11 protein-coding genes and 3 pseudogenes are annotated in these 23,835 nt (G+C 60.8%); 10 read left to right on the top strand and 4 right to left on the bottom strand.

Features of this window, described 5'->3' with window-relative positions; translation table 11 throughout:
• On the top strand, positions 1-137 hold a 137-nt coding region (locus NKH54_RS26850; protein ID WP_352544138.1), incomplete at its 5' end, for a winged helix-turn-helix domain-containing protein.
• Between the two features lie 153 nt (positions 138-290).
• On the opposite strand, the gene NKH54_RS26845 is transcribed toward NKH54_RS26850, so the two are convergent.
• Together NKH54_RS26845 and NKH54_RS32560 are read right to left on the bottom strand one after the other, a co-directional pair.
• Positions 291-9,170 carry a Ulp1 family isopeptidase gene (locus NKH54_RS26845; protein WP_353029354.1) on the bottom strand — a complete coding sequence of 2,960 codons (8,880 nt, stop codon included), beginning with the start codon at positions 9,168-9,170 and terminating at the stop codon, positions 291-293.
• A gap of 284 nt (positions 9,171-9,454) precedes the next feature.
• Positions 9,455-9,990: pseudogene (locus NKH54_RS32560) on the bottom strand (aldehyde dehydrogenase family protein); the annotation flags it as partial.
• Between the two features lie 506 nt (positions 9,991-10,496).
• On the opposite strand from NKH54_RS32560, the pseudogene NKH54_RS26835 reads away from it, so the two are divergent.
• The 6 genes and pseudogenes from NKH54_RS26835 to NKH54_RS26810 all read left to right on the top strand — a co-directional run.
• Positions 10,497-10,855 (top strand): annotated as a pseudogene (locus NKH54_RS26835) (DDE-type integrase/transposase/recombinase); the annotation flags it as partial.
• A gap of 267 nt (positions 10,856-11,122) precedes the next feature.
• Positions 11,123-11,499: pseudogene (locus NKH54_RS26830) on the top strand (type IV secretory system conjugative DNA transfer family protein); the annotation flags it as partial.
• Positions 11,500-12,140: 641 nt separating this feature from the next.
• The gene (locus tag NKH54_RS26825) at positions 12,141-14,675 is read left to right on the top strand and encodes a two-component system VirA-like sensor kinase (RefSeq protein WP_353029353.1); all 2,535 of its coding nucleotides are present in this window, start codon (positions 12,141-12,143) and stop codon (positions 14,673-14,675) included.
• A gap of 1,604 nt (positions 14,676-16,279) precedes the next feature.
• A complete protein-coding gene (locus NKH54_RS26820; protein ID WP_245271846.1) occupies positions 16,280-16,585 on the top strand; it encodes a hypothetical protein in 306 nt (101 codons plus the stop codon).
• Positions 16,525-16,977: a Fic family protein gene (locus tag NKH54_RS26815; RefSeq protein WP_023737288.1), complete on the top strand. Its 453-nt coding sequence runs from the start codon at positions 16,525-16,527 to the stop codon at positions 16,975-16,977. Before NKH54_RS26820 ends, NKH54_RS26815 begins: the two co-directional genes overlap by 61 nt.
• Before the next feature lie 23 nt (positions 16,978-17,000).
• A complete protein-coding gene (locus NKH54_RS26810; protein WP_023737287.1) occupies positions 17,001-17,420 on the top strand; it encodes a Fic family protein in 420 nt (139 codons plus the stop codon).
• A gap of 77 nt (positions 17,421-17,497) precedes the next feature.
• Here the strand turns inward: NKH54_RS26810 and NKH54_RS26805 are convergent, their stop codons facing one another.
• Positions 17,498-18,991, bottom strand: a complete 1,494-nt coding sequence (locus NKH54_RS26805; RefSeq protein ID WP_353029352.1) for an NAD-dependent succinate-semialdehyde dehydrogenase — start codon at positions 18,989-18,991, stop codon at positions 17,498-17,500.
• Positions 18,992-19,114: 123 nt separating this feature from the next.
• Complete coding sequence (locus tag NKH54_RS26800) at positions 19,115-20,494, bottom strand: aminotransferase (protein WP_502907573.1); 1,380 nt, start codon at positions 20,492-20,494, stop codon at positions 19,115-19,117.
• Positions 20,495-20,655: 161 nt separating this feature from the next.
• Between NKH54_RS26800 and NKH54_RS26795 the strand changes: the two genes are divergently transcribed.
• The 3 genes from NKH54_RS26795 to NKH54_RS26785 are packed head-to-tail and all read left to right on the top strand — an operon-like array spanning position 20,656 to position 23,801.
• Positions 20,656-21,474: a transketolase gene (locus NKH54_RS26795; protein WP_352555212.1), complete on the top strand. Its 819-nt coding sequence runs from the start codon at positions 20,656-20,658 to the stop codon at positions 21,472-21,474.
• Positions 21,471-22,451, top strand: a complete 981-nt coding sequence (locus tag NKH54_RS26790; protein WP_353029350.1) for a transketolase family protein — start codon at positions 21,471-21,473, stop codon at positions 22,449-22,451. The genes NKH54_RS26795 and NKH54_RS26790 overlap by 4 nt, the downstream gene beginning before the upstream one ends.
• Positions 22,452-22,487: 36 nt before the next feature.
• Positions 22,488-23,801, top strand: coding sequence for an aspartate aminotransferase family protein (locus NKH54_RS26785; protein WP_353029349.1), 1,314 nt, complete (start codon positions 22,488-22,490; stop codon positions 23,799-23,801).
• Positions 23,802-23,835: the final 34 nt, after the last annotated feature.

Genomic DNA, 23,835 nt, shown 5'->3' with positions numbered 1-23,835 from the left:
ATGTCCTAATCATGCGCTTGCGCCGAAAGCTGGAGGCTGATGCGGCCAACCCTCGCCTGGTCAAAACATCCCGTGGCGCAGGGTACTTCTTCAACGCTGACGTAGATGTTAGCTACGGAGGCACGTTGGCCGCGTGACAGTGAGCTATGCTGGAGATTGGGGTGACGAGGCTGATCAAGCCTTCCAACAGTACCAGCCTGATCAATTACGGCGAGAGCTACCGGTCCGGAGATCGCATCAGCCCCTCTGTCGTCAAGAGAGCTGTTCTGCTTGACCCCAGCCATGGGAGCTCAACGCCCCGCGTCGGAGCGCTCCCTGCTTCTGAAGGAAGCCATTAGGTCCGCTCGGGCTTGATCGGAGGCTTGGCTGATGGACGTCGTGGTTGCTTCGCTCAGTTGCCGCCCCATGGCGCGGCTTTGCGGATTATCAATCCTCTGCCTCTTCGCCGGTCTCAACAGCGCTGTGTAATGTTCATTGTTTATGATGACGCCCCCGCTGTTCACGAGGTTGCTCCTGTCAAGTGTACTCGTCAGTCCGTCCTGGGCCTCACGCTTGTTGCCCAAGTGCCGTTCAAACGGCGCTGGCGCGACTTGTTGAGCTCGAGAGATGGGTCCCTGCTCTCCTGCGTGGCCATGAGCTTGTGCCGCGGTCTGCGCAGCGGCGTCCCCAATGGCACGAGCCTCCATGCCGACTGCGTCTTCCGGACGAGCAGCAAGGGCAATTTCGCGCCCGAGTGCGAACTTCCGGACATGAGTTAGTGCACTGATGTCAGCGGTTTTCATATAGCGCTTGGCATCTTCATCCAGCGACCGCTCGTGAAGCCGATCCGCAATCCCCGGCTTTTTGTTTTCAACCAGGCATTGACTGAAACGTCTAAGAGCAGACCCATAGACCTCAACGGTACGGGGTTTCGGCCCCGTCGGCGCTGCCTCGTACGCTTTGATGAGAGCCGCTGTGTACTCTCTGATGAGCACGGCGTCGGCAGGGTGGGGATTCAGGGCAGGGCGGCCCACCACTGGCGCTCCGCCCGCCCACGTCTTGAGACGACCCAGTGACCCAGCCACGGCCGAGGGGCCGCCACCCCAGATCTCGTACTCCTTGCGATCCCGATCCAGCGACGAATCGTGAAGCCGATCCGCAATCCCCGGCTTGTTATTTTCAACGAGCCAATGACCAAAGCCGAAAAGAATATCTACATGGCGCTTGACCGTGATCTCCCCGACCTTACCGGCATAGAGTGCTGACCTCAGCCCTTCGACAAGGGTCGCATCGTTGGAATAAAGAGGACCCTTGTCGGGACCGGAGACCACTTTTGGGCGATCTGGCTGCACCGCCGCCGGCACAGAACGAGCATGGTCACGCAACTCGGACGGTGCGGGGGGATTCAGATCAACCACTGACGAATCCGGCGCATGATGATGGCGCGCCGTTGAGTGACCCGGCTGCAGCACCGAGGCACCCAGCATCGACCCACTGCCTCCGGCGTACGGCGCCGCGGCGTGTTCTTGTCCGCTCCCTTGCATCATGGGCTGCGCCTCCCATGGCAATGCACCCACTTGATGGGTGGGGGCCTGCATCAGCACGCGAGCGCCTGAATTGCCGATCTCGCTCAGCTGCGGCTCAGTGGAAACGTCCTGCAGACGACTGTTCGGGGTCCTTTGCCTCTTCGCTGGTCTCAACTCCGCTGTATCATGCTCACGGTTGATGAGGACCTCCTCGCTTGGTAGCTGGTTGCTCCTGTCCTGTGCAGCGATCCGCTCGTCCGGCGCGCGCTGGTCGCCGTCGCGCCAGCTCAGGGGACGAAAGGACCCTGCGGGATCCGAGGCTTGGTGATGGGGCCCAGTTGGCACGAAAGACGATGCCAGAACAGCGTCGTCTTCATTAGCTTTCCCAGGGGGGAGATACTCTGGCCAACTGTATTCCTCCTGCGGCCCGCTGCGCTGCGCAGCGGCGTCCCCCTTGCTCTCAAGACTTTGAAATTTAAATGGGTCCCCGGGAGCAACGTCTGGCGCTGACTGGCCGAGCCGCTTGATCTGCTGGTGAAACGTCCCAACGGGGCTTTCCTTAACCGCGTCTCGGGCCTGTCGGTCCATGAGTTCAAAGTTCGTAAGATTATTTGCCGTTCCGAATGTATTGTCACCCCTGAGGCGGGTTTGTAGTGCCTGCCGATTGACGACGAGGTTGTTGAGGTTCAGGTTATCTGGCTGCGATTGCAATCGCCCAACCAGCGCCCGCGTGCCGTCCACCACGTAGACTCCGCAATCCACCACGTTGCTCTGCTGGGCGATGCGGGATACGCCCACGCGGGTCTCCAGGCTGGCGCCCAGATTTTCTGCGAGCTCTTTTGCAAGCGTGTCATTGCATCCGTTGTAGGAGTCATAATGATAGGCAACCGGCCGTTCCCGGTCGCTGCGATCAACGAACAGCAGCGACCAATGGGTGCCGCGCTCCGCAAGAGTCTTACCGCCATCGCTCACTGGCACGAACAGGAAGTCGGCTGTGTCGTTACCGTTCTGATTATGGACGATGCGCTGGAATGCGCTTAGCTTGTCGCTCTCGGAGCCCAAGCGCAGATGATAATTGGCTACGAGGGGATCCACGAACCGCGTCCGGGCGGCGAGATCTGGATTGTTCCCCTGCAACTCCTGCTCCAGGAGTTGGTAATCCCTCTGGATATGTTCGTCGCCTAGCCATTCCAATGCGCCGAGCACCCGCCCGTCTTTAGCTTCCCCAGGGAGCTTCTCTGGCCGACCCAATGCCTCCTGCGTCCCGCTGCGCTGCGCAGCGGCGTCCCCAATGGCACGAGCCTCCATGCCGACTGCGTCTTCCGGACGAGCAGCAAGGGCAATTTCGCGCCCGGGTGCGAACTTCCGGAGATGAGCTAGTGCACTGATCCTCCGGTTACCACCGGAGTTCACATAGCGCTTGGCATCTTCATCCAGCGACCCCTCGTGAAGCCGATCCGCAATCCCCGGCTTTCTGTTTTCATGCAGGTATTCACTGAAACGTATAAGAGTAGATCCATAGACCTGAATGGTACCGCGATTCGGCCCGGTCGCAGGCGCTTCTTTGTACTCTTTGATGAGAGCCGCTGTGTAATCTCTGATGAGCGCGGCGTCGGCAGGGTAGGGATTCCGGACAGGGCGGTCGACCACTGGCGCTCCGCCCGCCAACGTCTTGAGACGACCCAGTGCTCTAGCCACGATCGAGGGGCCACCCCTGCTCTCGTACTCCGAGGGGCCACCCCTGCTCTCGTACTCCTTGCGATCCTGATCCAGCGACGATTCGTCAAGCCGAGCAGCAAATCCCGGCCTGTTATTGTCAAAGAGCCAACGACCAAAGCCGAGAAGAGAATTTACATGGCGCTTGACCGTGCTCTCCTTGACCTTACCCGCGTAAGCTGACCTCAGCCCTTCGACAACGGTCGCATCGTTGGAATAGAGGGGACCCTTGTCGGGACCGGAGACCACTTTTGGAGGATCTGGCTGCACCGCCGCCGGCACAGAACGAGCATGGTCACGCAACTCGGACGGTGCGGGGGGATTCAGATCAACCACTGACGAATCCGGCGCATGATGATGGCGCGCCGTTGAGTGACCCGGCTGCAGCACCGAGGCACCCAGCATCGACCCACTGCCTCCGGCATACGGCGCCGCGGCGTGTTCTTGTCCGCTCCCTTGCATCATGGGCTGCGCTTCCCATGGCAATGCACCCACTTGATGGGTGGGGGCCTGCATCAGCACGCGAGCGCCTGAATTGCCGATCTCGCTCAGCTGCGGCTCAGTGGCAACGTCCTGCAGACGACTGTTCAGGGGCCTTTGCCTCTTCGCTGGTCTCAACTCCGCTGTATCATGCTCACGGTTGATGAGGACCTCCTCGCTTGATAGCTGGTTGCTCCTGTCCTGTGCAGCGATCCGCTCGTCCGGCGCGCGCTGGTCGCCGTCGCGCCAGCTCAGGGGACGAAAGGACCCTGCGGGATCCGAGGCTTGGTGATGGGGCCCAGTTGGCACGAAAGACGATGCCAGAACAGCGTCGTCTTCATTAGCTTTCCCAGGGAGCTCGCGCCCGAGTTCGGACTTCCGGAGATGAGCTAGTGCACTGATCCCACCGGAGTTGTTATAGCGCTTGGCATCTTCATCCAGCGACCCCTCGTGAAGCCGAGCCGCAATCCCCGGCTTTTTGTTTTCAACCAGGTATTCACTGAAACGTCTAGGAGCAGATCCATAGGTCTGAATGGTAGCGGGATTCGGCCCGGTCGGCGCTGCCTTGTACTCTTTGATGGGAGCCGCTGTGTAATCTCTGATGAGCGCGGCGTCGGCAGGGTCGGGATTATTCAGGACAGCGGCGCGGTCCAGCACTGGCGCTCCGCCCGCCCACGTCTTGAGATGACCCACTGCTCTAGCCACGTCCGAGGAGCCACTCTTGCTCTCGTACTCCTTGAGATCCGGATCCAGCGACTCCTCGTGAAGCCGAGCAGCAAATCCCGGCCTGTTATTATCAAAGAGCCAACGACCAAAGCCGAGAAGAGAATTTACATGGCGCTTGACCGTGCTCTCCAATGCTGACCTCAGCCCTTCGACAATGGTCGCATCGTTGGAATAGAGAGGACCCTTGTCGCGACCGGAGACCCCTATTGGAGGATCTGGCTGCACCGCCGCCGGCACAGAACGAGCAGGGTCACGCAACTCGGACGGTGCGGGGGGATTCAGATCAGCCACTGACGAATCCGGCGCATCATGATGGCGCGCCGTTGAGTGACCCGGCTGCAGCACCGAGGCACCCAGCATCGACCCACTGCCTCCGGCGTAGGGCGCCGCGGCGTGTTCTTGTCCGCTCCCTTGCATGAGTTGCGCCTCCCATGGCGATGGTAGAAGGTCCGCGTGCGGAATCGAGTCGAAATATCCCGACAAATCAGCGTCGACCATCTGCTTTTGCGACCGAGCCAGCGTTTCGGCCACCGCGGCCTCGCCAACCGCGGAGGGCGTCTCCTCAGCCCCGGCGAACGCTGGCCCGGCAGGCGCCGCCGGCACAGAACGAGCATGGTCACGCAACTCGAACGGTGCGGGGGGATTCAGATCAACCACTGACGAATCGCGCGCCGTTGAGTGACCCGGCTGCAGCACCGAGGCACCCAGCATCGACCCACTGCCTCCGGCGTAGGGCGCCGCGGCGTGTTCTTGTCCGCTCCCTTGCGTCATGAGTTGCGCCTCCCATGGCGATCGTAGAAGGTCCGCGTGCGGAATCGAGTCGAAATATCCCGACAAATCAGCGTCGACCTTCTGCTTTTGCAACCGAGCCCACCTTTCGGCCAACGCGGCCTCGCCAACCGCGGAGGGCGTCTCCCCAGCCCTGGCGAACGCTGGCCCGGCAGGCGCCGCCGGCACAGAACGAGCAGGGTCACGCAACTCGGACGGTGAGGGGGGATTCAGATCAACCACTGACGAATCCGGCGCATGATGATGGCGCGCCGTTGAGTGATCCGGCTGCAGCACCGAGGCACCCAGCATCGACCCACTGCCTCCGGCGTAGGGCGCCGCGGCGTGTTCTTGTCCGCTCCCTTGCACCATGAGTTGCGCCTCCCATGGCGATGTATCCACTTGAGGGCCGGGATCATGCACTGGTTCGTCCATTTGCTTTTGCAACCGAGCCCACCTTTCGGCCACCGCGGCCTCGCCAACCGCGGAGGGCGTCTCCTCAGCCCTGGCGAACGCTGGCCCGGCAGGCGCCGCCGGCACAGAACGAGCATGGTCACGCAACTCGAACGGTGCGAGGGGATTCAGATCAACCACTGACGAATCCGGCGCATCATGATGGCGCGCCCTTGAGTGACCCGGCTGCAGCACCGAGGCACCCAGCATCGACCCACTGCCTCCGGTATGCGGTGCCAGGTGCTCGTCCCCCAGCATCATGGGCTGCGCCTCCCATGGCAATGCACCCACTTGATGGGTGGGGGCCTGCATCAGCACGCGAGCGCCTGAATTGCCGATCTCGCTCAGCTGCTTAGCTTTCCCAGGGAGCTTCTCTGGCCGACCCAATGCCTTCTGCGGCCCGCTGTGCTGCGCAGCGGCGTCCCCAATGGCACGAGCCTCCATGCCGACTGCGTCTTCCGGACGAGCAGCAAGGGCAATTTCGCGCCCGAGTGCGGCGTACGGCGGGAACTTCCGGAGATGAGCTAGTGCACTGATCCACCGGTTACCACTGGAGTCCAAATAACGCCTGGCATCTTCATCCAGCGACCCCTCGTAAAGCCGAGCCGCAATCCCCGGCCTGCTGTTTTCATGCAGGTATTGACTGAAACGTCTAAGAGTAGCCGCATAGTCCTGAGTGGTTTTGGGATTCGGCCCGGTCGCAGGCTCTGCCTCGTACTTTTTGATGAGAGCCGCTTTGTAATCTCTGATGAGCTCGGCGTCGACAGGGTCGGGATTCAGGGCAGCGCGGCCCACCATTGGCGCTCCGCCCGCCGACTCTTTGAGACGACCCAGTGCTCTAGCCACGTTCGAGGAGCCACTCTCGCGCTGGTACTCCTTGAGATCCTGATCCAGCAACGGATCGTCAAGCCGAGCAGCAAATCCCGGCTTGTTATTATCAAAGAGCCAACGACCAAAGCCGAGAAGAGAATTTACATGGTCCGTGACCGTGCGCTCCCCGACCTTACCGGCATAGAGTGCTGACCGCAGCCCTTCGACAACGGTCGCATCGTTGGAATAAAGAGGACGCTTGTCGCGACCGGAGACCACTACTGGAGGATCTGGCTGCACCGCCGCCGGCATAGAACGAGCATGGTCACGCAACTCGAACGGTGCGGGGGGATTCAGATCAACCACTGACGAATCCGGCGCATGATGATGGCGTGTTTCCCCGGGAACAACGTCCCGTACGAACACCGAGTCTGGGTTGCCTTGGTCCGGCGCGACTGGAGCCAGGGCTCTGTCGTGCAACGCTCGCGCTGACTGGCCGAGCCGCTTGATCCGCTGGTGAAACGTCCCAACGGGGCTTTCCTTAACCGCGTCTCGCGCCTGTCGGTCCATGAGTTCAAAGTTCGTGAGATAATTTGCCGTTCCAGATGTATCGTCACCCATGAGTCGGGTTTGTAGTGCCTGCCGATTGACGACGAGGTTGTTGAGGTTCAGGTCTGGCAGGTCTGGCAGGTCTGGCTGCCATCTTTGCAATCGCCCAACCAGCGCCCGCGTGCCGTCCACCACGTAGACTCCGCAATCCCACTCGTTGCTCTGCTGGGCGATGCGGGGTAAGTCCACGCGGGTCTCCAGGCTGGCGCCCAGCCTTTCTGCGAGGTGTTTTGCAAGCTTGTCATGCCATCCGCTGACGGAGTCATAATGATAGGCAACCGGCCGTTCCCGGTCGCTGCGATCAACGAACAGCAGCGACCAATGTTTGCCGCGCTCCGCAAGAGTCTTACCGCCATCGCTCACTGGCACGAACAGGAAGTCGGCTGTGTCGTTACCGTTCTGATTATGGACGATGCGCTGGAATGCGCTTAGCTTGTCGCTCTCGGAGCCCAAGCGCAGATGATAATTGGCTACGAGGGGATCCACGAACCGCGTCCGGGCGGCGAGTTCTGGATTGTTCCCCTGCAACTCCTGCTCCAGGAGCTGGTAATCCCTGTGGATATGTTCGTCGCCTAGCAATTGCAATGCGCCGAGCACCCGCCCGCTGGGGTCGCCGAAAACACCAAAAAACCCTTCGACCGCGGGGGACATCCCCTCAGGAAAGAGCTCTGGCGAGGCGGAATTCCCCGCCCGCAAGCTGGGCGGAGCGAATTCCGGTGGCCTCAGTGGCACCTCCTCGCTTGGTAGCAGGTTGCTCCTGTCCTGTGCAGCGATCCGCTCGTCCGGCGCGCGCTGGTCGCCGTCGCGCCAGATCAGGGGACGAAAGGACTCTGCGGGATCCGAGGCTTGGTGATGGTGCCCAGTTGGTACGAAAGACGACAGAACAGCGGCGTCTTCATTAGCTTCCCCAGGGAGCTTCTCTGGCCGACCCAATGCCTTCTGCGGCCCGCGGTGCTGCGCAGCGGCGTCCCCAATGGCACGAGCCTCCATGCCGACTGCGTCTTCCGGACGAGCAGCAAGGGCAATTTCGCGCCCGAGTGCGGCGGACGGCAGGAACTTCCGGAGTTGAGCTAGTGCAATCATCCTCCGGTCACCACTGGAGTCCTTATAGCGCTTGGCATCTTCATCCAGCGACTCCTCGTGAAGCCGAGCCGCAATCCCCGGCTTGTTGTTTTCAACCAGGTATTCACTGAAACGTCTAAGAGTAGCTCCATAGTCGTGAATGGTTTGGCGATTCGGCCCGGTCGCAGGCGCTCCCTTGTACTCTTTGATGAGAGCCGCTTTGTACTCTTTGATGAGCACGGCGTCGGCAGGGTCGGGATTCAGGACAGCGCGGCCCACCATTGGCACTCCGCCCGCCGACTCTCTGAGACGACGCAGTGCCACAGCCACAGTCGAGGAGCCACCACTGCTCTCGTACTCCTTGAGATCTTCATCCAGCGACTCCTCGTGAAGCCGAGCAGCAAATCCCGGCTTGTTATTTTTAAAGAGCCAACGACCAAAGCCGTAAAGAGAATTTACATGGCGCTTGACCGTTTCCTCCTTGGCCTTACCCGCGTAGAGTGACCTCAGCCCTTCGACAACGGTCGCATCGTTGGAATAAAGAGGACGCTTGCAGCCGCGACCGTCGGAGACCACTACTGGAGGATCTGGCTGCACCGCTGCCGGTACGGGGGAACGAGCATGGTCACGCAACTCGAACGGTGCGGAAGGATTCAGATCACCCACTGACGAATCCGGCGCATGATGATGGCGCGCCGTTGAGTGACCCGGCTGCAGCACCGAGGCACCCAGCATCGACCCACTGCCTCCGGCGTACCGCGCCGCGGCGTGTTCTTGTCCGCTCCCTTGCATCATGGGCTGCGCTTCCCATGGGGCCGCGCCTTCGATGAGGCTCAGGTCTCCCTGAGACGGATGAGGATGGAACGGGTCTGGCAGAGCCGGAACGCCGGGGGCGGGAATTTGGGCAGCGGCTTGGCGCGCCTCGCCCGAGCGCTGCTCAAAGCCCTCTTGCCCGGCCTGTGCCGCTTGCTCTTGAGATGCCGGGGGCTGCACCTGCCGCCAACCTGTTACATTGGATAGGTCAAATTTGTGCCGGTTCACGCTAGCCTCACGTCCACAGATCAGCTGAGCAACCTACTCGGGCATACTTACGAGAAGCTGACGAGGTCCGCGGTCCCGGAGCGGGTAGGCCTAATTTTCTGCGCGCCGATTGCGCTGGCGCGACGTAGCCCGGCCTTTTGCCAGCTCGGCAGCTACGGCTCGCAAAGAGCGTCGTAAGGCTTGCGGAGCCGCCCCTCAGCTCCCGTCGAGGAGCAATCCACAATTCACATACTTGGAGATGGCTCGCTGGTTTACCGGTCTGCGAGCCCCTGCAAGCCCATGCTTCAGATGCCGCCCGTGCAGAGGTATTTCATTTCGAGGTAGTCCTCGAGGCAATGGCGGGAACCCTCCCGCCCGATGCCGGACTGCTTCACTCGGCCGAAAGGCGCGGCTTCCGACGACATGCGTCCCGTGTTCATACCACTATGCCATATTCCAAGGCCTCGGCGACACGCCAAACACGCTTCCGTTTGAGGCACAAATATGGGGGAAGGCCGTAGATCGTGTCGTTGGCCTCATGCACGACCTATCCGCATCGTCGAAGCAACCACAGGCGCCAGCCGCCCGAATGTCTCTTTCTTGCGCGATGGTCATCTCGCTGGAGACAGGACCGATAGTTCGACGTGCCATTCGCGCGATGCGTTTGCCCCCGCATCGAATTCTGCGGCCTTTCGCGACGGCATGGGATTCGATTTTGGCCAGAGCCTGCCTGTCGATCAGCGCACCGATCGCCACTCCGGAGCAAAGCCCTCGCCAACGATAAGTGGCGGACTTTCTCCACGAACTCTCGACAAACACCTTCGTGAACGCCTGACTGGACGGGGGTAGCCATGCCGAACAGGTCGCATAACCACGCCATCGTTCGGCGACTGCAGCCGCGAAGCGTCTCGAACACATCGGCTCGATGCGGTTGCGTCCAGAATGCATCAGCGAGCGGCGGGAGTCTTCGCTATATTCGCCCCCGACATCCCGAAGTCCACCAGCTTGCCTGCCAAAAAGGGTGTTGCATGAATAAACCCGCTTTCGTCGCCGTCAGCCGCGTGCCCAGGAAGGAGGACAGTCCCCATAGCAAGAATGCGAGATGATCATCGTATTCAGCGGCAGCGTGCCGGCGAAATTGGGTTTTCGGCAAGCCAAATAGCGCGATGCAGAAGGATGGTGAGGATTTCGCGTCCGCCACTGCGATGCATAGAGCCACCCTTCGCAACCGACCAGCGCAACAAAGCTCGTTATGCGGCGCGTAGGTTCGTAGACGCTTATCCAGTATCGAGATAACAAGGCCGCTGCGCAGGAACGAACTCTGAGAGCGCACCCTGCGAGAGGTTGCGCTTGCTGACGCGGCTGTGGAAGAAGCAGGGGCTCGCGCCGAAGCGCATGATCACCGACTAGCTTCGCTCGTATGGAGCGGCAAAGCGACAGATGATGCCGGACGTCGAGCACCGGTCGCACAAGGGGTTGAACAACAGAGCGGAGAATTCCCATGTGCCGCCGCGAAAACGGGAGCGGATGATGCAGGGGTCCGATCGCCGGGAGGCCTGCAACGCTTCGTCTCGACCTTGTCAGCCCTCCGCAACCTCTTCGTCCCCCGCCCCAAACGTTCTGCTCTCGCCATACATGTTCATCGCTTGCAAGCCATCGCCGAATGGAAGGCCGTGACTGGAACGCCCGCAACGATGGATTGCTAACGGCGAACTCATGCTGGTCGGCAAGGCGATACTGGCTGGAGCATCAACTCGGCCGACGAGAGTGGCCACACCATCCTAGACAGGATCGGCCGATATGCCCGGCATCGCCGCTCTGCAAAAAGCACAGCGGGCATCCAGACGTTGCCGGGTTGACTATGGGTGTCCGAACCGCGAAAAGAGGCCGCTCTTTATGAGTGGCGTGCGCTGGCAGTCTACCCCCAAGCCCCCCGCCCGGGCTGCCGGCGCGCTTCTAGGAACATCGAGGTAGATGACGAGACTCCGAACTACATTTCCAAAGCTATCGGTGGATTCACATTTCAAGCCCAATCGATTTCCTACAGCCAGGCGCGAACGTTCGATTGGAACGTTCAGAATTCACATCAAGGTGCACCGCTGTTGCGTCCCGAACAGGTGCGGCTGCTCAATGACGAGTACGAAATCGTTCTCATCAAGGTCTGCCACCATCAAAATTGAGGAAGGTGCGATATTTTTCGGATCGCATTCTGAAACGCATCTTTGAAAGCCAGACAGGCGCCCTCCCGGAGCCGGCGCCCTTGACGGGAGCAGAGGAGGCGCTCTCCGCAGAATCTCAACTCGATGACCCGCTGTGTGAATTGGCGCAGGACTTTGACGATACAGTTTGATGTGAGGCTAGTATGAACCCGCGAAATAGTAATCCATCCCGTGTAACAGCTTTGTCGCAGGTGCAGGACGCCGGCTTGGAAGATGGGCAAGCGGTCCAGGCCCGGCGAGTGGGCTTTGAGCAGCACGTGTCCGAGGCGCTCCGGCCGCTGTTCGATGGTCGAGCTGACGAGCCGCCTACCGGTCCAGAGGAGCTTCTGCGACTGGAACAAGGGTTTCGCGAGGTGCTTCAGCGAGGGCAGGATCATCAAGCCGCCTCGTCTTTTTTCAGCGATCCAAGGATGCCCGCTGGACGGGATGACCCCAAGGGAAGCGTGTGGGACGCTTTCGCAGCAGCCGGCTCTAGGCACGCCGGAGTCGAGGCCGCCGCCCCGCCAGTGTTAGCTGCCAGCCAACAGCAGATCCGGCCCTCGCCAGTTGCGTTTGACCGGCCGGTATCATCCTTCGCTGCTGCAGGCGTGCGCTTGTATGCCCCTTCGATGATCTCTCGGAAGACCAGTTCCGAAAACTGCGATCAGTTGCCCGCCTTGTGCTGCCGCCTCGCCGTCGAGGTCGAAACGCCCGCGAATCAATGGAAGGTCAGCGGGCCATGGGGGCAGAGTGCGACGGCGTCTACACCGCCTATTTGAGGGGAGAGGTACACTTGGCTTTCCTGTTCCAGCAGCATCCGGCCGCACACCGACGCGATGGGGAGCTAGATTTCAAATCGGACCTTCGCAAGGCACGCACCGCGGATCAAACGCCGTTCGTTTGGGAAAAATGGCTCAATACCGACAAAGCTTCTGTAATGGCCCTAGTGGCCTCGGTCGCGCTCTTGGTCGCGATACAGTGGCAAGACCCCCAGATCAACGAGGCGGTCCTAAGCGAACTGCGGACGATTCAGATCAACTACGCATTGCTCCAGCGAGACGTCGCCCGCGCCGACATGGTATTGGACTTCCGTTCCGTTGCTTCTACCGGGCAAGCATTAAAATGGAACCTTCAAAACTACCAACGCCTTGTTGAGATTTCGCCCAATGAGAGCTCCGGGGTGCACTCCAGGTTGGTTGCACAGCTCAAAAATTCCCTCGAAAACACAGAAGCTGCCATCTCGGCCTCGGCCGCGCAAAATGAGCTTCTGCAAAGCTCTCTCGTACGCTTTGCTCGCTCGGCTAATCGCCTTCGGGGGGGAGTGTCGAACAGGCCTGAATTTTCCAATCTGATCCTTCAATTTTCGGCCAGACCGGGATTCAGCCTCGCATTACAAATCGATCAGTCTCTCCGCCGACTTCCTCCTAGCCAGGACCAAGTCACGGAGGATGTTGCCCGCGAGGGCCGCGCTATCCTGTCCTCAATGTTGAGGTTGGACCGCGCTGTCAATCGGATCCCATCCTTCGACACGTTCGCCAAGGCTGCCGAATTGGAGCGAGAACATCTGAAAGCCTACAGCTTCGCCAGCGCGCAAGCGCAGCGTTCACGGCTTTTCTTTGGCTTGGTGTCCATATGCCTCTGCTTGTTTGCGACCATTCGAGCCTCCACGCTGCATGTGCGGACGAACCGGTTGGAAAGGCGGTTAGAGCTTGAAGCGGCGATGAGTGAGATCGAAGCTTGTTTCATCGACAGTCAAGCAACGAAGGCTTCGCGGCGCTTCTCCACCGAAGCAGCGCTTAGACTCATTCAATGCGTTTTCGATGCGGATCAATGCGCGCTTGCTCTGGTGGATCCGAGTATCAGCAGGAATACCGAGTACTTTGTCGCGAACAAGCGCATGCGCGTCTGGAACGCCACGCTAATCCATGAAGTCGTCTCACTTGTACACCCGGAACAGCCAGTGTTTCGCGTGGTTCCGGCGTCGGAAGTGGTTCGGACTGCCGTAGGCACTACCGGTGTTTGTCAAATTGTTGGTTGCCGGGCCTCCGATCAGCAGGCTGCGGTTTGTATCCTTGTTTTTGAAGGAGATCGCTCACCACCCTCCACAGACGACCTCCTGGTTCTGGCGAGCGCTACTGTGCGTTTAGGCAACCATCTTGAAATGCAACGTGTACACACGGAACGTAACCTTTTTGAGAGTCGATGGGAGCATGCGGAAAGGCTGACGGCTGTCGGCACAATCGCAAGCGGCGTTACACATGAATTCAATAATGTTCTAGGAGCAATAGTCGGCTACGCAGAGATGGCTAAAGGTCTTGTGCGTCGCCCCTCGAGAATTCGGGGCCACATCGGCCAAATTATCTTGGCCAGCAACCGAGCCAAACTGATTATTGATCAAATTTTGTCACTAAGCCGAAATCGGAAGCGCGTGACGATGCCTTTCGACGTCTCGGAGAGTGTAATGGATCTCGCGCCATTGCTGCGGGTTACACTTCGTGCGGATGTTCAGTTGAACTTCAAGATCAGCGAGTGGCAAACGGTGATCGAGGGCAGCCCGACCGAGATACAGCAGATCCTTATGAATCTATGCAAGAACGCGTCGGAGGCTCTCTTGAATGAGGGCCGTGTCGAGATTAGCGTTTCTCGCGCTCACGTCTGTCAAACGAAGCCCGTGGCTAAGGGCACCTTGAAACCGGGAGATTACGTTCTCCTCTCCATCAGCGACGATGGCCAAGGAATCGCAAGTTCGGTGCTTCCGCATATCTTTGAGCCCTTTTTTACCACGCGCTCTCGCGTCGGCGGGACCGGACTGGGTCTTGCTGCAGTGGACCGCCATGTGAGCGCGCTCGCAGGATGCCTTGACGTCACCTCGGCTGTTGGCCGAGGTACACGCTTCGATCTCTACTTACCGGCCTGCGCTGAGGAGCAGGTCAGAGCTGATAGCGCTTTCGGCCCATGCGATGGATCACTTGGCAACGGAGAAATCATTGCAGTCGTTGACCCCGATCCAGCAGCGTTGGAGATCTACAAGGATAAGATCGCCGCGCTGGGTTATAAGCCGGTCGGCTTCGCGACCTTCGAGAGTCTTTGCGACTGGATCGAGAGCGGGAAGGCAGCCGACCTCCTAATTTTCGATAAAGCGACTTTCCTCGGGCCAGGACAGCCCGAAGCCGTACGTACCACCCTGATGACGGTGCCCATCATCGTCGTTGGTGGAAGCGACCCCATGCCGATCACATCTGGTAATCAGACCTTCGTCCTTTGGCTAGCCAAACCGGTCTCGTCCAGGACGATGGAGCATGCAATTCGTAGGATGATAATGGCATGATGCCGCCGACGCGCTCAGGATACCGAGCTATCGAGGCAGCCGGCTGGGATCCAGCAAATACAAGAGCGTCGGACGATCTCTGCGCACCCGGCTCATGGCGAGTTCCCCTCGAACACTGTCGTCGGCTTCCGCTCAAGGAAGGCTCCCCGACCACGGCAAACCTGCCGCCGTGCTCGTGACCGTCAAGGACAAGTCGCCGCGCGATGGGGTCTGCGGGCCTCCATCCTTGACAAGTCACTGCGCGCTGGCGGCGACAGGCGACGGGTAATATAAGGTCGGGACGAGGAGATGGTCGCCAATCGGTCACGCAAGATGGTTGACGAAATGACTCGAGAGCAAAGCTTGACAATCATCGCCCCATTCACGCCAGACTTCTCCTGTGCGTTCATCATCGGCCACGGCTCCTCGCTGCCCCGACAAGGCTATCGCCGCCCGGCCGGGCAAGCGATATCCCAGGTTCCGACGTGTTCCTTTCATGCTTGATGGACCTAGGCCCCGGCAGGCATGTGGCTGGGTTCTCGGTCGCGGATCTGTGAGGCAAGCACGGGGTAAGCGACGGCTCGACCCACCATTGGGAAGGCCGGCTTCGGCACGGAGGTGCGGCCTCGGCGTTGAGAGGCATCGGATCGGGTGTAGATGTCTTGGCTGTTCCCGCCGAGACCTCACGCGCACCGTTTTGTTCCCACCATCCCTCCCCGTCAGCTCCGCCTGGGAAATCCTGCCAGCTTGCCGGATCCGACGAGATAATGCAGCGCTGGGACGGACTTTGCTCGCCAGCTAGCGACCGTGGTGATCTCTGCCAAAAGGACGAGGCCATGAACGCGATCGGCGCTAACGGTGGGCGTTTGTATAAGCCTTGGGGTGGGAACTGGGCCTTCTATGCTGGCGCCACATACAAGCTCAACGAGACAACTTCGTTCTACCTTCGGCTCTCCCGGTGACCAGCTCTCAGTAGCGTCGCGGCAAACGTTGCCTATGGGCTTCTTTTCGATTTCACAGCTACGGCGACTCCAAACTCAGCAGTCGGCAAGATGGAAGCTTCCAACGGGAACTGCCCAATGCGAACAAGAAGAGCAGTGTCGGCAGTAATCCTGCGCTTCGAACGCTCATCCTAACGCCGTGAAGCGTTGAGCTCCGAGGTTGGGCAGACCAAGCCCGCAACACGCTCCAAGAGAACGGCGCATAGAAGCCATACGAGATTGCAGCCTAGCCTTCGGGGCCGGACGTTTTTTCATATCAGACCGGTGGGGATGAAGCCTGCCATCCAGCACCCGGTCAGTTTCAGGTCAAACTTGAACTCCCAGTCGGGTCAGAACGCGATCAACTGGCAGTCCGACGCACTTAAAAATGACAAATGGATCGCCTGCTTTTGGCCATCCATGGGGAATTCGGGCGCGAGAGAACAAGCTCACACAGCATAAGCGAAGCTCCAGGCGAATCTTGCGCTGGCCGAGGCAGAACCATGTTTAAAGCTGCCTCTTTTCCACCTCGAACCTGTCTGAGTCCGGCCGATCGTCATAGATCGGCCAAAGCATCGGCCAGATGGCTCCCCCAATTACGGTTTGTGCATAGTTGTCAGTACATAGGCCTGCCGAACATCGGCCATGATCATCATCGGCAGCATCGATTTGTGTCCAAGCCTGGCGACGTCGGCTGTTTTGGGCAAAAGCCTGCACTCGCGTACCGCAGCCAACCTCGCCCATCTCGTGCGCATCATGAACACCTACTACAGCAACCTGATCGAAGGCCACGATACGCGCCCGCGCGACATCGAACGGGCGCTGGTCGGAATTTCGATCGAGACGAGAACCGCCGCAATCTGCAGCTCGAGGCGGCCGCGCACGTTCGCGTGCAAGCCGAGATCGACCGCCTGGCTGCCGATGGGCAGTTGCCGGAACCGGCATCGGTAGGTTTTCTTCGATGGCTGCACGCGGAATTCTATCGCGATGCCGAAGCGCCCATGCTGACCATCAAGGGTGCCGGCCGTGAGTTCGTCATGGCGCCAGGTGAGTGGCGATCGAAGCCAGAGCATGACGTCGCCATCGGCCGGCATGAACCGCCTTCGAGCGATCGCGTCAACGATTTCATGCAATACTTTGCCATGCGTTATCGCTTCGATAAGCTGGGCAAGGCCGGACGCATCCTGACCATTCCTGCCGCGCATCACCGCTTCAACTACATTCACCCGTTTCCGGACGGCAACGGACGCGTCAGCCGATTGATGAGCCACGCCATGGCCCTCAGGCCGGGGTCGCCGCGCACGGGCTGTGGTCGATCTCACGAGGCTTGGCACGTGGCGTGAAAAGCCGAACGGATTACAAGAGCATGATGGATCATGCCGATATGCCCCGCCAGGGTGATCTCGACGGACGTGGCAACCTCTCCGAACGCGCACTCGGCGATTTTACCTTATGGTTCCTGCAGGCGTGTATCGATCAGGTGAGCTTCATGACCGGACTGTTCGATCTCGACACGTTGGCCAAGCGGCTGTATCGGCATGTGGAGCGCAGTGGTCTGAAGCCCGAAGCCGGCCGCCTCGTGGAGGAAGCGCTCACGCGCGGTGAGTTTGACCGCGGCGAGGCATCCCGTATTAGCGGACTACCCGAACGTACGGCGCGTCGAGTGTTCAATGACGTAATCGCGCTCGGACTATTGGCGTCGGAAACGCCAAAGGGCCCAGTGTCCCTACGCTTTCCGGCGGACGCTCTGGACGCGCTGTTTCCGAAGCTTTTTCCGGAAACGTAAGAGCATAGGGCGCTCACGATCTTAGGTCACTTCTCCTCGGAACCGGAAAGATTTTCACCGGATCACCCGCGGGTTGGTCATTCCGCGTTCTGAGACGCGGGAAAAGCCGGCGCACTAGAGCCGAGGCCGCCGATGCAGACATATTTGGTGTCGAGGTAATCCTCGATGCCCTGATGTCCGCCTTCCTTGCCGAGGCCGGATTCCTTGACGCCGCCGAACGGCGCCTCCGGCGTGGTGATGAGGCCTTCATTGACGCCGACCATGCCGTATTTCAGCCCTTCCATGACGCGGAAGGCGCGGCCGAGATCGCCGGTGTAGAAATAGCAGGCGAGGCCGAATTCGGTGTCGTTGGCGAGTGCTATCGCCTCCTCTTCGGTCTCGAACTTGAACACCGGTGCGACCGGGCCAAAGATCTCTTCCTTCATGAAGCGCATCTTGGGCGTCGCATTGGCGATGACCGTCGGCTGGAAGAACGAACCGCCGAGCGCATGGCGCTTGCCGCCGGCAACGATCTTGCCGCCCTTGGATGTGGCGTCGGCGATCAGTTCTTCGACCTTCTCGACCGCCTTCTCGTCGATCAGCGGCCCCTGCTGCACGCCGTCCTCGAGGCCGGAGCCGACCTTCAGCCCGTTGCTGGCGGCAGCGAGCTTCTCGACGAACTTGTCATAGACACCAGCCTGGACAAGGAAGCGGTTGGTGCAGACGCAGGTCTGGCCGGAATTGCGATACTTGGCGGTGATCGCACCAGCGACCGCACGCTCGAGGTCGGCGTCATCGAAGACAATGAACGGCGCGTTGCCGCCGAGCTCCATCGACACTTTCTTGACGGTGACCGACGACTTCTGGATGAGAAGCTTGCCGACTTCGGTCGATCCGGTGAAGGTGATCTTCGACACCAGCGGATTGGCGCAGATCTCGTCGCCGATCTCGCTTGCCGAACCGGTCAGGATGTTGACGACGCCCTTGGGGAAGCCGACCTCCTCTGCGAGCGCACCCCAGGCGAGGCCCGAATATGGCGTCTGCGAGGCCGGCTTGACCACTGCGGTGCAGCCGGCGGCGAGCGCCGGGCCGAGCTTGCGGGCCAGCATCGAGGACGGGAAATTCCACGGCGTGATGGCGGCGATGACGCCGACCGGCTCCTTGGTCACCAGGATGCGGCGGTCCGCCCATGGCGAAGGCACGACATCGCCATAGGTGCGGCGACCTTGCTCGGCGAACCACAATATGTAGGCCGCGGCAGAGCCAATCTCGCCCTTCGATTCGAACAGCGACTTGCCCTGTTCGATGGTCAGCAGTTCGGCCAACACGTCCTGATTGTCCATCATCGCGTCATGCAGCTTCCGCAGCAGCTTCGAGCGCTCGAGCGCGGTCGTCTTGCGCCAGGTCTTGAAAGCTTCCGCGGCGGCTTCAATGGCGCGGCGGGTCTCGGCCCTGCCCGACTTCGGCACGGTGCCGATCTTGAGACCGGTGGCCGGGTTGTTGACGTCGACCGTCAGCCCGCTGTCGGCCTGCACCCATTCGCCGTTGATGAGATTGGCCTGGCGCATGAAATGGCTGGTTTTCTGAAGCATGGTCTGGCCTCCGTTCGGATAAGACAATCAGGATCCTGTATGCTGGCTGCGGCTCGCGCTTGCCCAAGCGCCTTTCGCGCGGCCGGCCCCTCCAGCGACGTCTCGCCGCCTCGCCGGGCGGGTTCATGCCGACTGGTCAGTCCGCGCATGGGCCGCCGCGGTCTCATCAAGAGCCGCGCGAATGCCATCAACCATGTAATCGATCTCTTTAGGGGCGATGACGTAGGGCGGGCAGATTGCCAGCACGTCGCCCATGTTGCGGATCATGACTCCGTGCTCGCGGCACCGCCGCTCGACATCGGTGCCAATTCGCAGCTCCGGCGCAAAGGCGCGACGGGTGGCGCGATCCTCGACGATCTGGATCCCCGCTATAAAACCGCGGCCGCGGACCTCGCCGACCAGTGTATGGTCGTTGAGCGCGTCCGCGAGCGCTGCATGCAGATAATCGCCGAGACGGCGCGCCTGGCTCACGAGATCGATCTCGCGGTAGATCCTGATCGCCTCGGCGGCGACGGCGGCTGTCACCGGATGGCCGGAATAGGTGAAACCGTGGCCGAACACGCCGACCTTGTGGGCCTCGTCGGCGACGCACTGGTAGACCTTGTCGGAGATAATGACGCCGCCAATGGGCAGATGACCGGATGAAAGCCCCTTGGCGACCGACAGCATGTCCGGTTCCATGCCAAAAGTCTGGCTGCCGAACCAATTTCCGGTGCGTCCGAAACCGCAGACCACCTCGTCGGACAGCATCAGGATGTCGTATTTGCGCAGCACCGCCTGAACCTTTGGAAAATAATTCTCCGGCGGTACCAGCACGCCGCCGGCGCCCATGACTGGCTCTGCGATCATCGCGGCAATCGTCTCTGGCCCCTCCGCCAGGATCAGGGCCTCGAGTTCCTCGGCCAGGCGCGTGGCGTAGTCATGCTCCGCCTCGCCCGGCAGACCGTCGAGATAGTGGAACGGCCGCGCGGCGAATATGACGGGAAGCGGCGGCAGGTTGAAGGACTTGTGCATGTGCGGCAGCCCACTCAGCGCCGCGCCCATGATCGTACTGCCGTGGAAGGCGCCAAACCTGCTGATGATCTTGCGTTTCTCCGGACGTCCCCGCGCGGCCTGGTAATACCAGGCGAGCTTGACCATCGTGTCATTGGCTTCCGAACCGGAGCCGACCAGAAAAACGCGCGCGTGGTCGAACGGCGCCAACGCGGTAAGCTGTTCGACGAGTTCGACGGTGGGCTCATTCGAGCGGTGATTGAAGGTGTGATAGACGGCGAGCTTGCGCATCTGGCGGTCAGCCGCGGCGGCCAGCCGGCTGTCGCTGAAGCCGAGCGAGGCACACCAGAGTCCGCCCATGCCCTCGATATAGCGGTTGCCCGCGTCATCCGTGACGGTCGCGCCTTCGCCGGCCACGATCGTCAACGGACCATGATCCTCATGCAGGCGTGGATCCGTTTGGGAATGAAAGTGCCTGGCCATGTCCAGCACGCGCGATTCGTTGTTCATCAAAATTCTCCTTGCGACCAGATAGGCGGTTGCTTCGGCGAGAAATATCTTATAACTTATAAGTTGTCGAGAAAAAATGATCCCGAGAGTGAAGCCCAATGGCCAACCCGCCCACTCCTTCAAACAACGCCCTGCCCCCCGACGCGGAGCGGATCGCCCTGTTGCGCGACAGGGCAGAGTTCGTCCGGCTCGAGACGCTGCGCCTCATCCAGATCGCCAAGGTGGGCCACTATTCGTCGGTGTTCTCCTGCGCGGAAATATTCGCCACGCTCTACTACGATGCGATGCGGCTGAGGCGCGGCGAGCCGCAATGGCCGGATCGCGACCGCTTCCTGATGGGCAAGGGACATGCCGCGGTCGGCCTTTACCCGCTGCTGGTCGACTGGGGCTTCTTCTCCAAGGACGTCCTCGATGGCTACACCCGGCTCGGCAATCCGCTTGGCGATCATCCCGACATGCGCAAGGTGCCCGGCGTCGATTTCAGCTCCGGCTCGATCGGCCATGCCCTGTCCGGCGGCCTCGGCATGGTGCTTGGCGGCCGTGCGGCCAACCGGCGCTTCGATGTCTATGTCCTGCTCGGTGACGGCGAGATGCAGGAGGGCCAGGTCTGGGAAGCGGCGCTATCCGCCGCCCACCATAAGGCCGGCAATCTGATCGCCATCGTCGACCGCAACGGATACCAGCTCGACGGGCAGGTCGACGACATCATCGGCATAGAGCCCTTGGCCGACAAATGGGCGGCGTTCGGCTGGCGGGTGCACGAGGTCGATGGGCACGACGTCGTCGCGCTCGCGACGCTGCTGCGACAGTTGAAGGCCGAGGCAGACCGCACCCGGCCCGTCTGCATCATTGCCAAGACCTCCAAAGGCAAGGGCGTTGGTTACATGGAAACCGAACCCGGCTGGCATCTGGGCTATCTCGCGCCATCGGACGAGGCCTTGGCCGCCGAAGAGATCAAGCGTGGAGGCAAAACACAATGAACGGCCCGATCGATACCAACTCCTGGCAGTACCGCCAGATCAACGCGCGCGCGCCTGGCCTGAGTTACCTGGCCAACGCGCTCATTGAGCTGGTCGAAGACGGTTATCCGGTCGTGGCCGGTACGGCCGACCTTCAATATTCCAACGGGCTGGTGCGGTTCGCGCAACGCTTTCCCGAACGCTTCACGCAATTTGGCATTTCCGAGCAGAACATGGTTTCGGCTGCTGCCGGCATGGCCAGCACCGGCGCCATGCCGTTCGTCGCTACATTCGCTTCTTTCCTGGCGCTACTGTGCTGCGAACAGATCAGAACCGACGTCGCCTATTCGGCGCTGCCGGTGCGGCTGATCGGTCATCATGCCGGTATTTCACTTGGCTTCTACGGCACCTCCCACCATGCGACGGAAGATCTTGCCATCATGCGAAGCATCGCCGACCTCACGGTCGTCGCGCCGGCTGACGGCCCGCAACTGGCGGCCGCCGTCAAGGCGTCTGTTAATCATGCCCAGCCAATCTACTTCCGCATTGGCCGCGGCCAGGAACCGCTGGTCTATGAAGACGACGGCGTCGACTTCCAGTTCGGCAAGGCGATCGTTCACGGCGAAGGATCGGACCTGACCATCATCGCCTGTGGCTCGATGGTCCATCCCTCAAGGGAGGCTTACCGCGCGCTGCGCACGGCGGGCAAATCCGTCGGGCTGATCGACATGCATACGGTGAAGCCACTGGATACCAAGGCAGTGCTTTCGGCCGCGGCTCACTCCCGCTTCATTCTGACGATCGAGGAACACAATATCCTCGGCGGTCTGGGCGGCGCGGTGGCGGAAATCCTGGCGGAGGCGGGCAGCCCGGCACGGTTGATACGCCATGGCATCCGCGACGAATACAGCCTGATTGCGCCGCCAACGCATCTCTACAAGCACTACCGGCTGGACGCGGCCGGAATCGAGGCCACCGTTCTTGAAGCCCTCGGCTGAGCCGGCGGACAACCATAGCCATGCACGGACATTCCGATGACCGATCAGAATAACACCGCCCGACTCTTTGAGCGCGCCGGTGCGGTGATGCCGGGCGGATTGCTCAGCCCGAGCCGCAGGCTCGGCGCGCCGCATGTCTTTGCCCGGGCGCAAGGTGCGTTTCTCTACGACGTCGATGGACACCAGTACACCGACTTCCATTGCGGCTTCGGCGCCAATGTGCTTGGCCACTGTCATCCGGCGGTGCGTGAACGCATCGCTGCGGTCTCCCAGGACATCGATCTTGTCGGCGCGGGAACGATGCGGCTAGAGATCGAGGTGGCGGAGGCGCTGGTCGACTGCATCCCTTGCGCGGATCTCGTCGCCTTCTGCAATTCGGGATCGGAGGCGACCTATCACGCCCTGCGCCTTGCCCGTGCCGCCACCGGTCGCAAGCGCATCATCAAGTTCCAAGGCGGCTATCATGGCTGGCACGACTATGTCGCCATGAACGTACAGTCGCACGCGCAGGCGATCGGCAAGTACGATCCCATCAGTGCTGGCATCCTCGAGGATGCCGCCCGTCACACCATCGTGCTGCCTTACAACGATGCCGGCGCCGTCGAGGATTATCTCAAGGCCAATCCAGGCGATGTCGCGGCGATCATCATCGAGCCAATCGCTCACAATATGGGGTCGGTGATCGCGACGGATGTTTTCCTGCGCGAGCTGCGTCGCCTGACCAGCGATCATGGTGTCGTGCTGATCTTCGACGAGGTCATCACCGGCTTTCGCCACGCGCTCGGCGGCTATCAGTCGATCGCCGACGTCACGCCTGATCTCGCGACCTTCGGCAAGGCGGCCTCCTCAGGCTATCCCGTTGGCGTGGTGGCCGGTCGTCGCGATCTCATGGCGCTCGTCGGCCGGACCGGGGAAGGATCCGTGTTCATGGGCGGTACTTTCAACGGCACGCCGTCGACGCTCGCCGCCATGCAGGCGACGATTGAGGAGCTGTCGAAACCAGGCTTCTACGACCGCCTGTTTGCCCTCGGCGCTTTCATGCGCACGCAGCTGGATGGCATTATCGATCGCCTCGGCCTGCCCGCGCAGAGCGCCGGGTTTGGCTCGGTCTGGCTGATCTACTTCCTCAGCGGTCCTTACCGCGACTACCAGGACTTGCTGGGCAACGACGATGTTTTCGATCTTGCATTCCGCAGAGAGATGGTGGCGAACCGGCTGATCGGCCAGCCGCTTCCGCTCAAGCGTCTCTACCTGTCAGGGAGCCATGACCGGGCGACGGTCGAGAACTCGATTGACGTCATCGAGACAATCCTGCGCAAGCTCTCAGCTGGGAAACCCGCCAGCTCCTAGCCATGTTTCGCAACGGACTTATAGGATATAAGAG

The organism is Mesorhizobium sp. M1004, from assembly GCF_040318795.1.
Taxonomy (GTDB): domain Bacteria; phylum Pseudomonadota; class Alphaproteobacteria; order Rhizobiales; family Rhizobiaceae; genus Mesorhizobium.
This window is presented reverse-complemented; position numbering and strand designations above follow the sequence as displayed.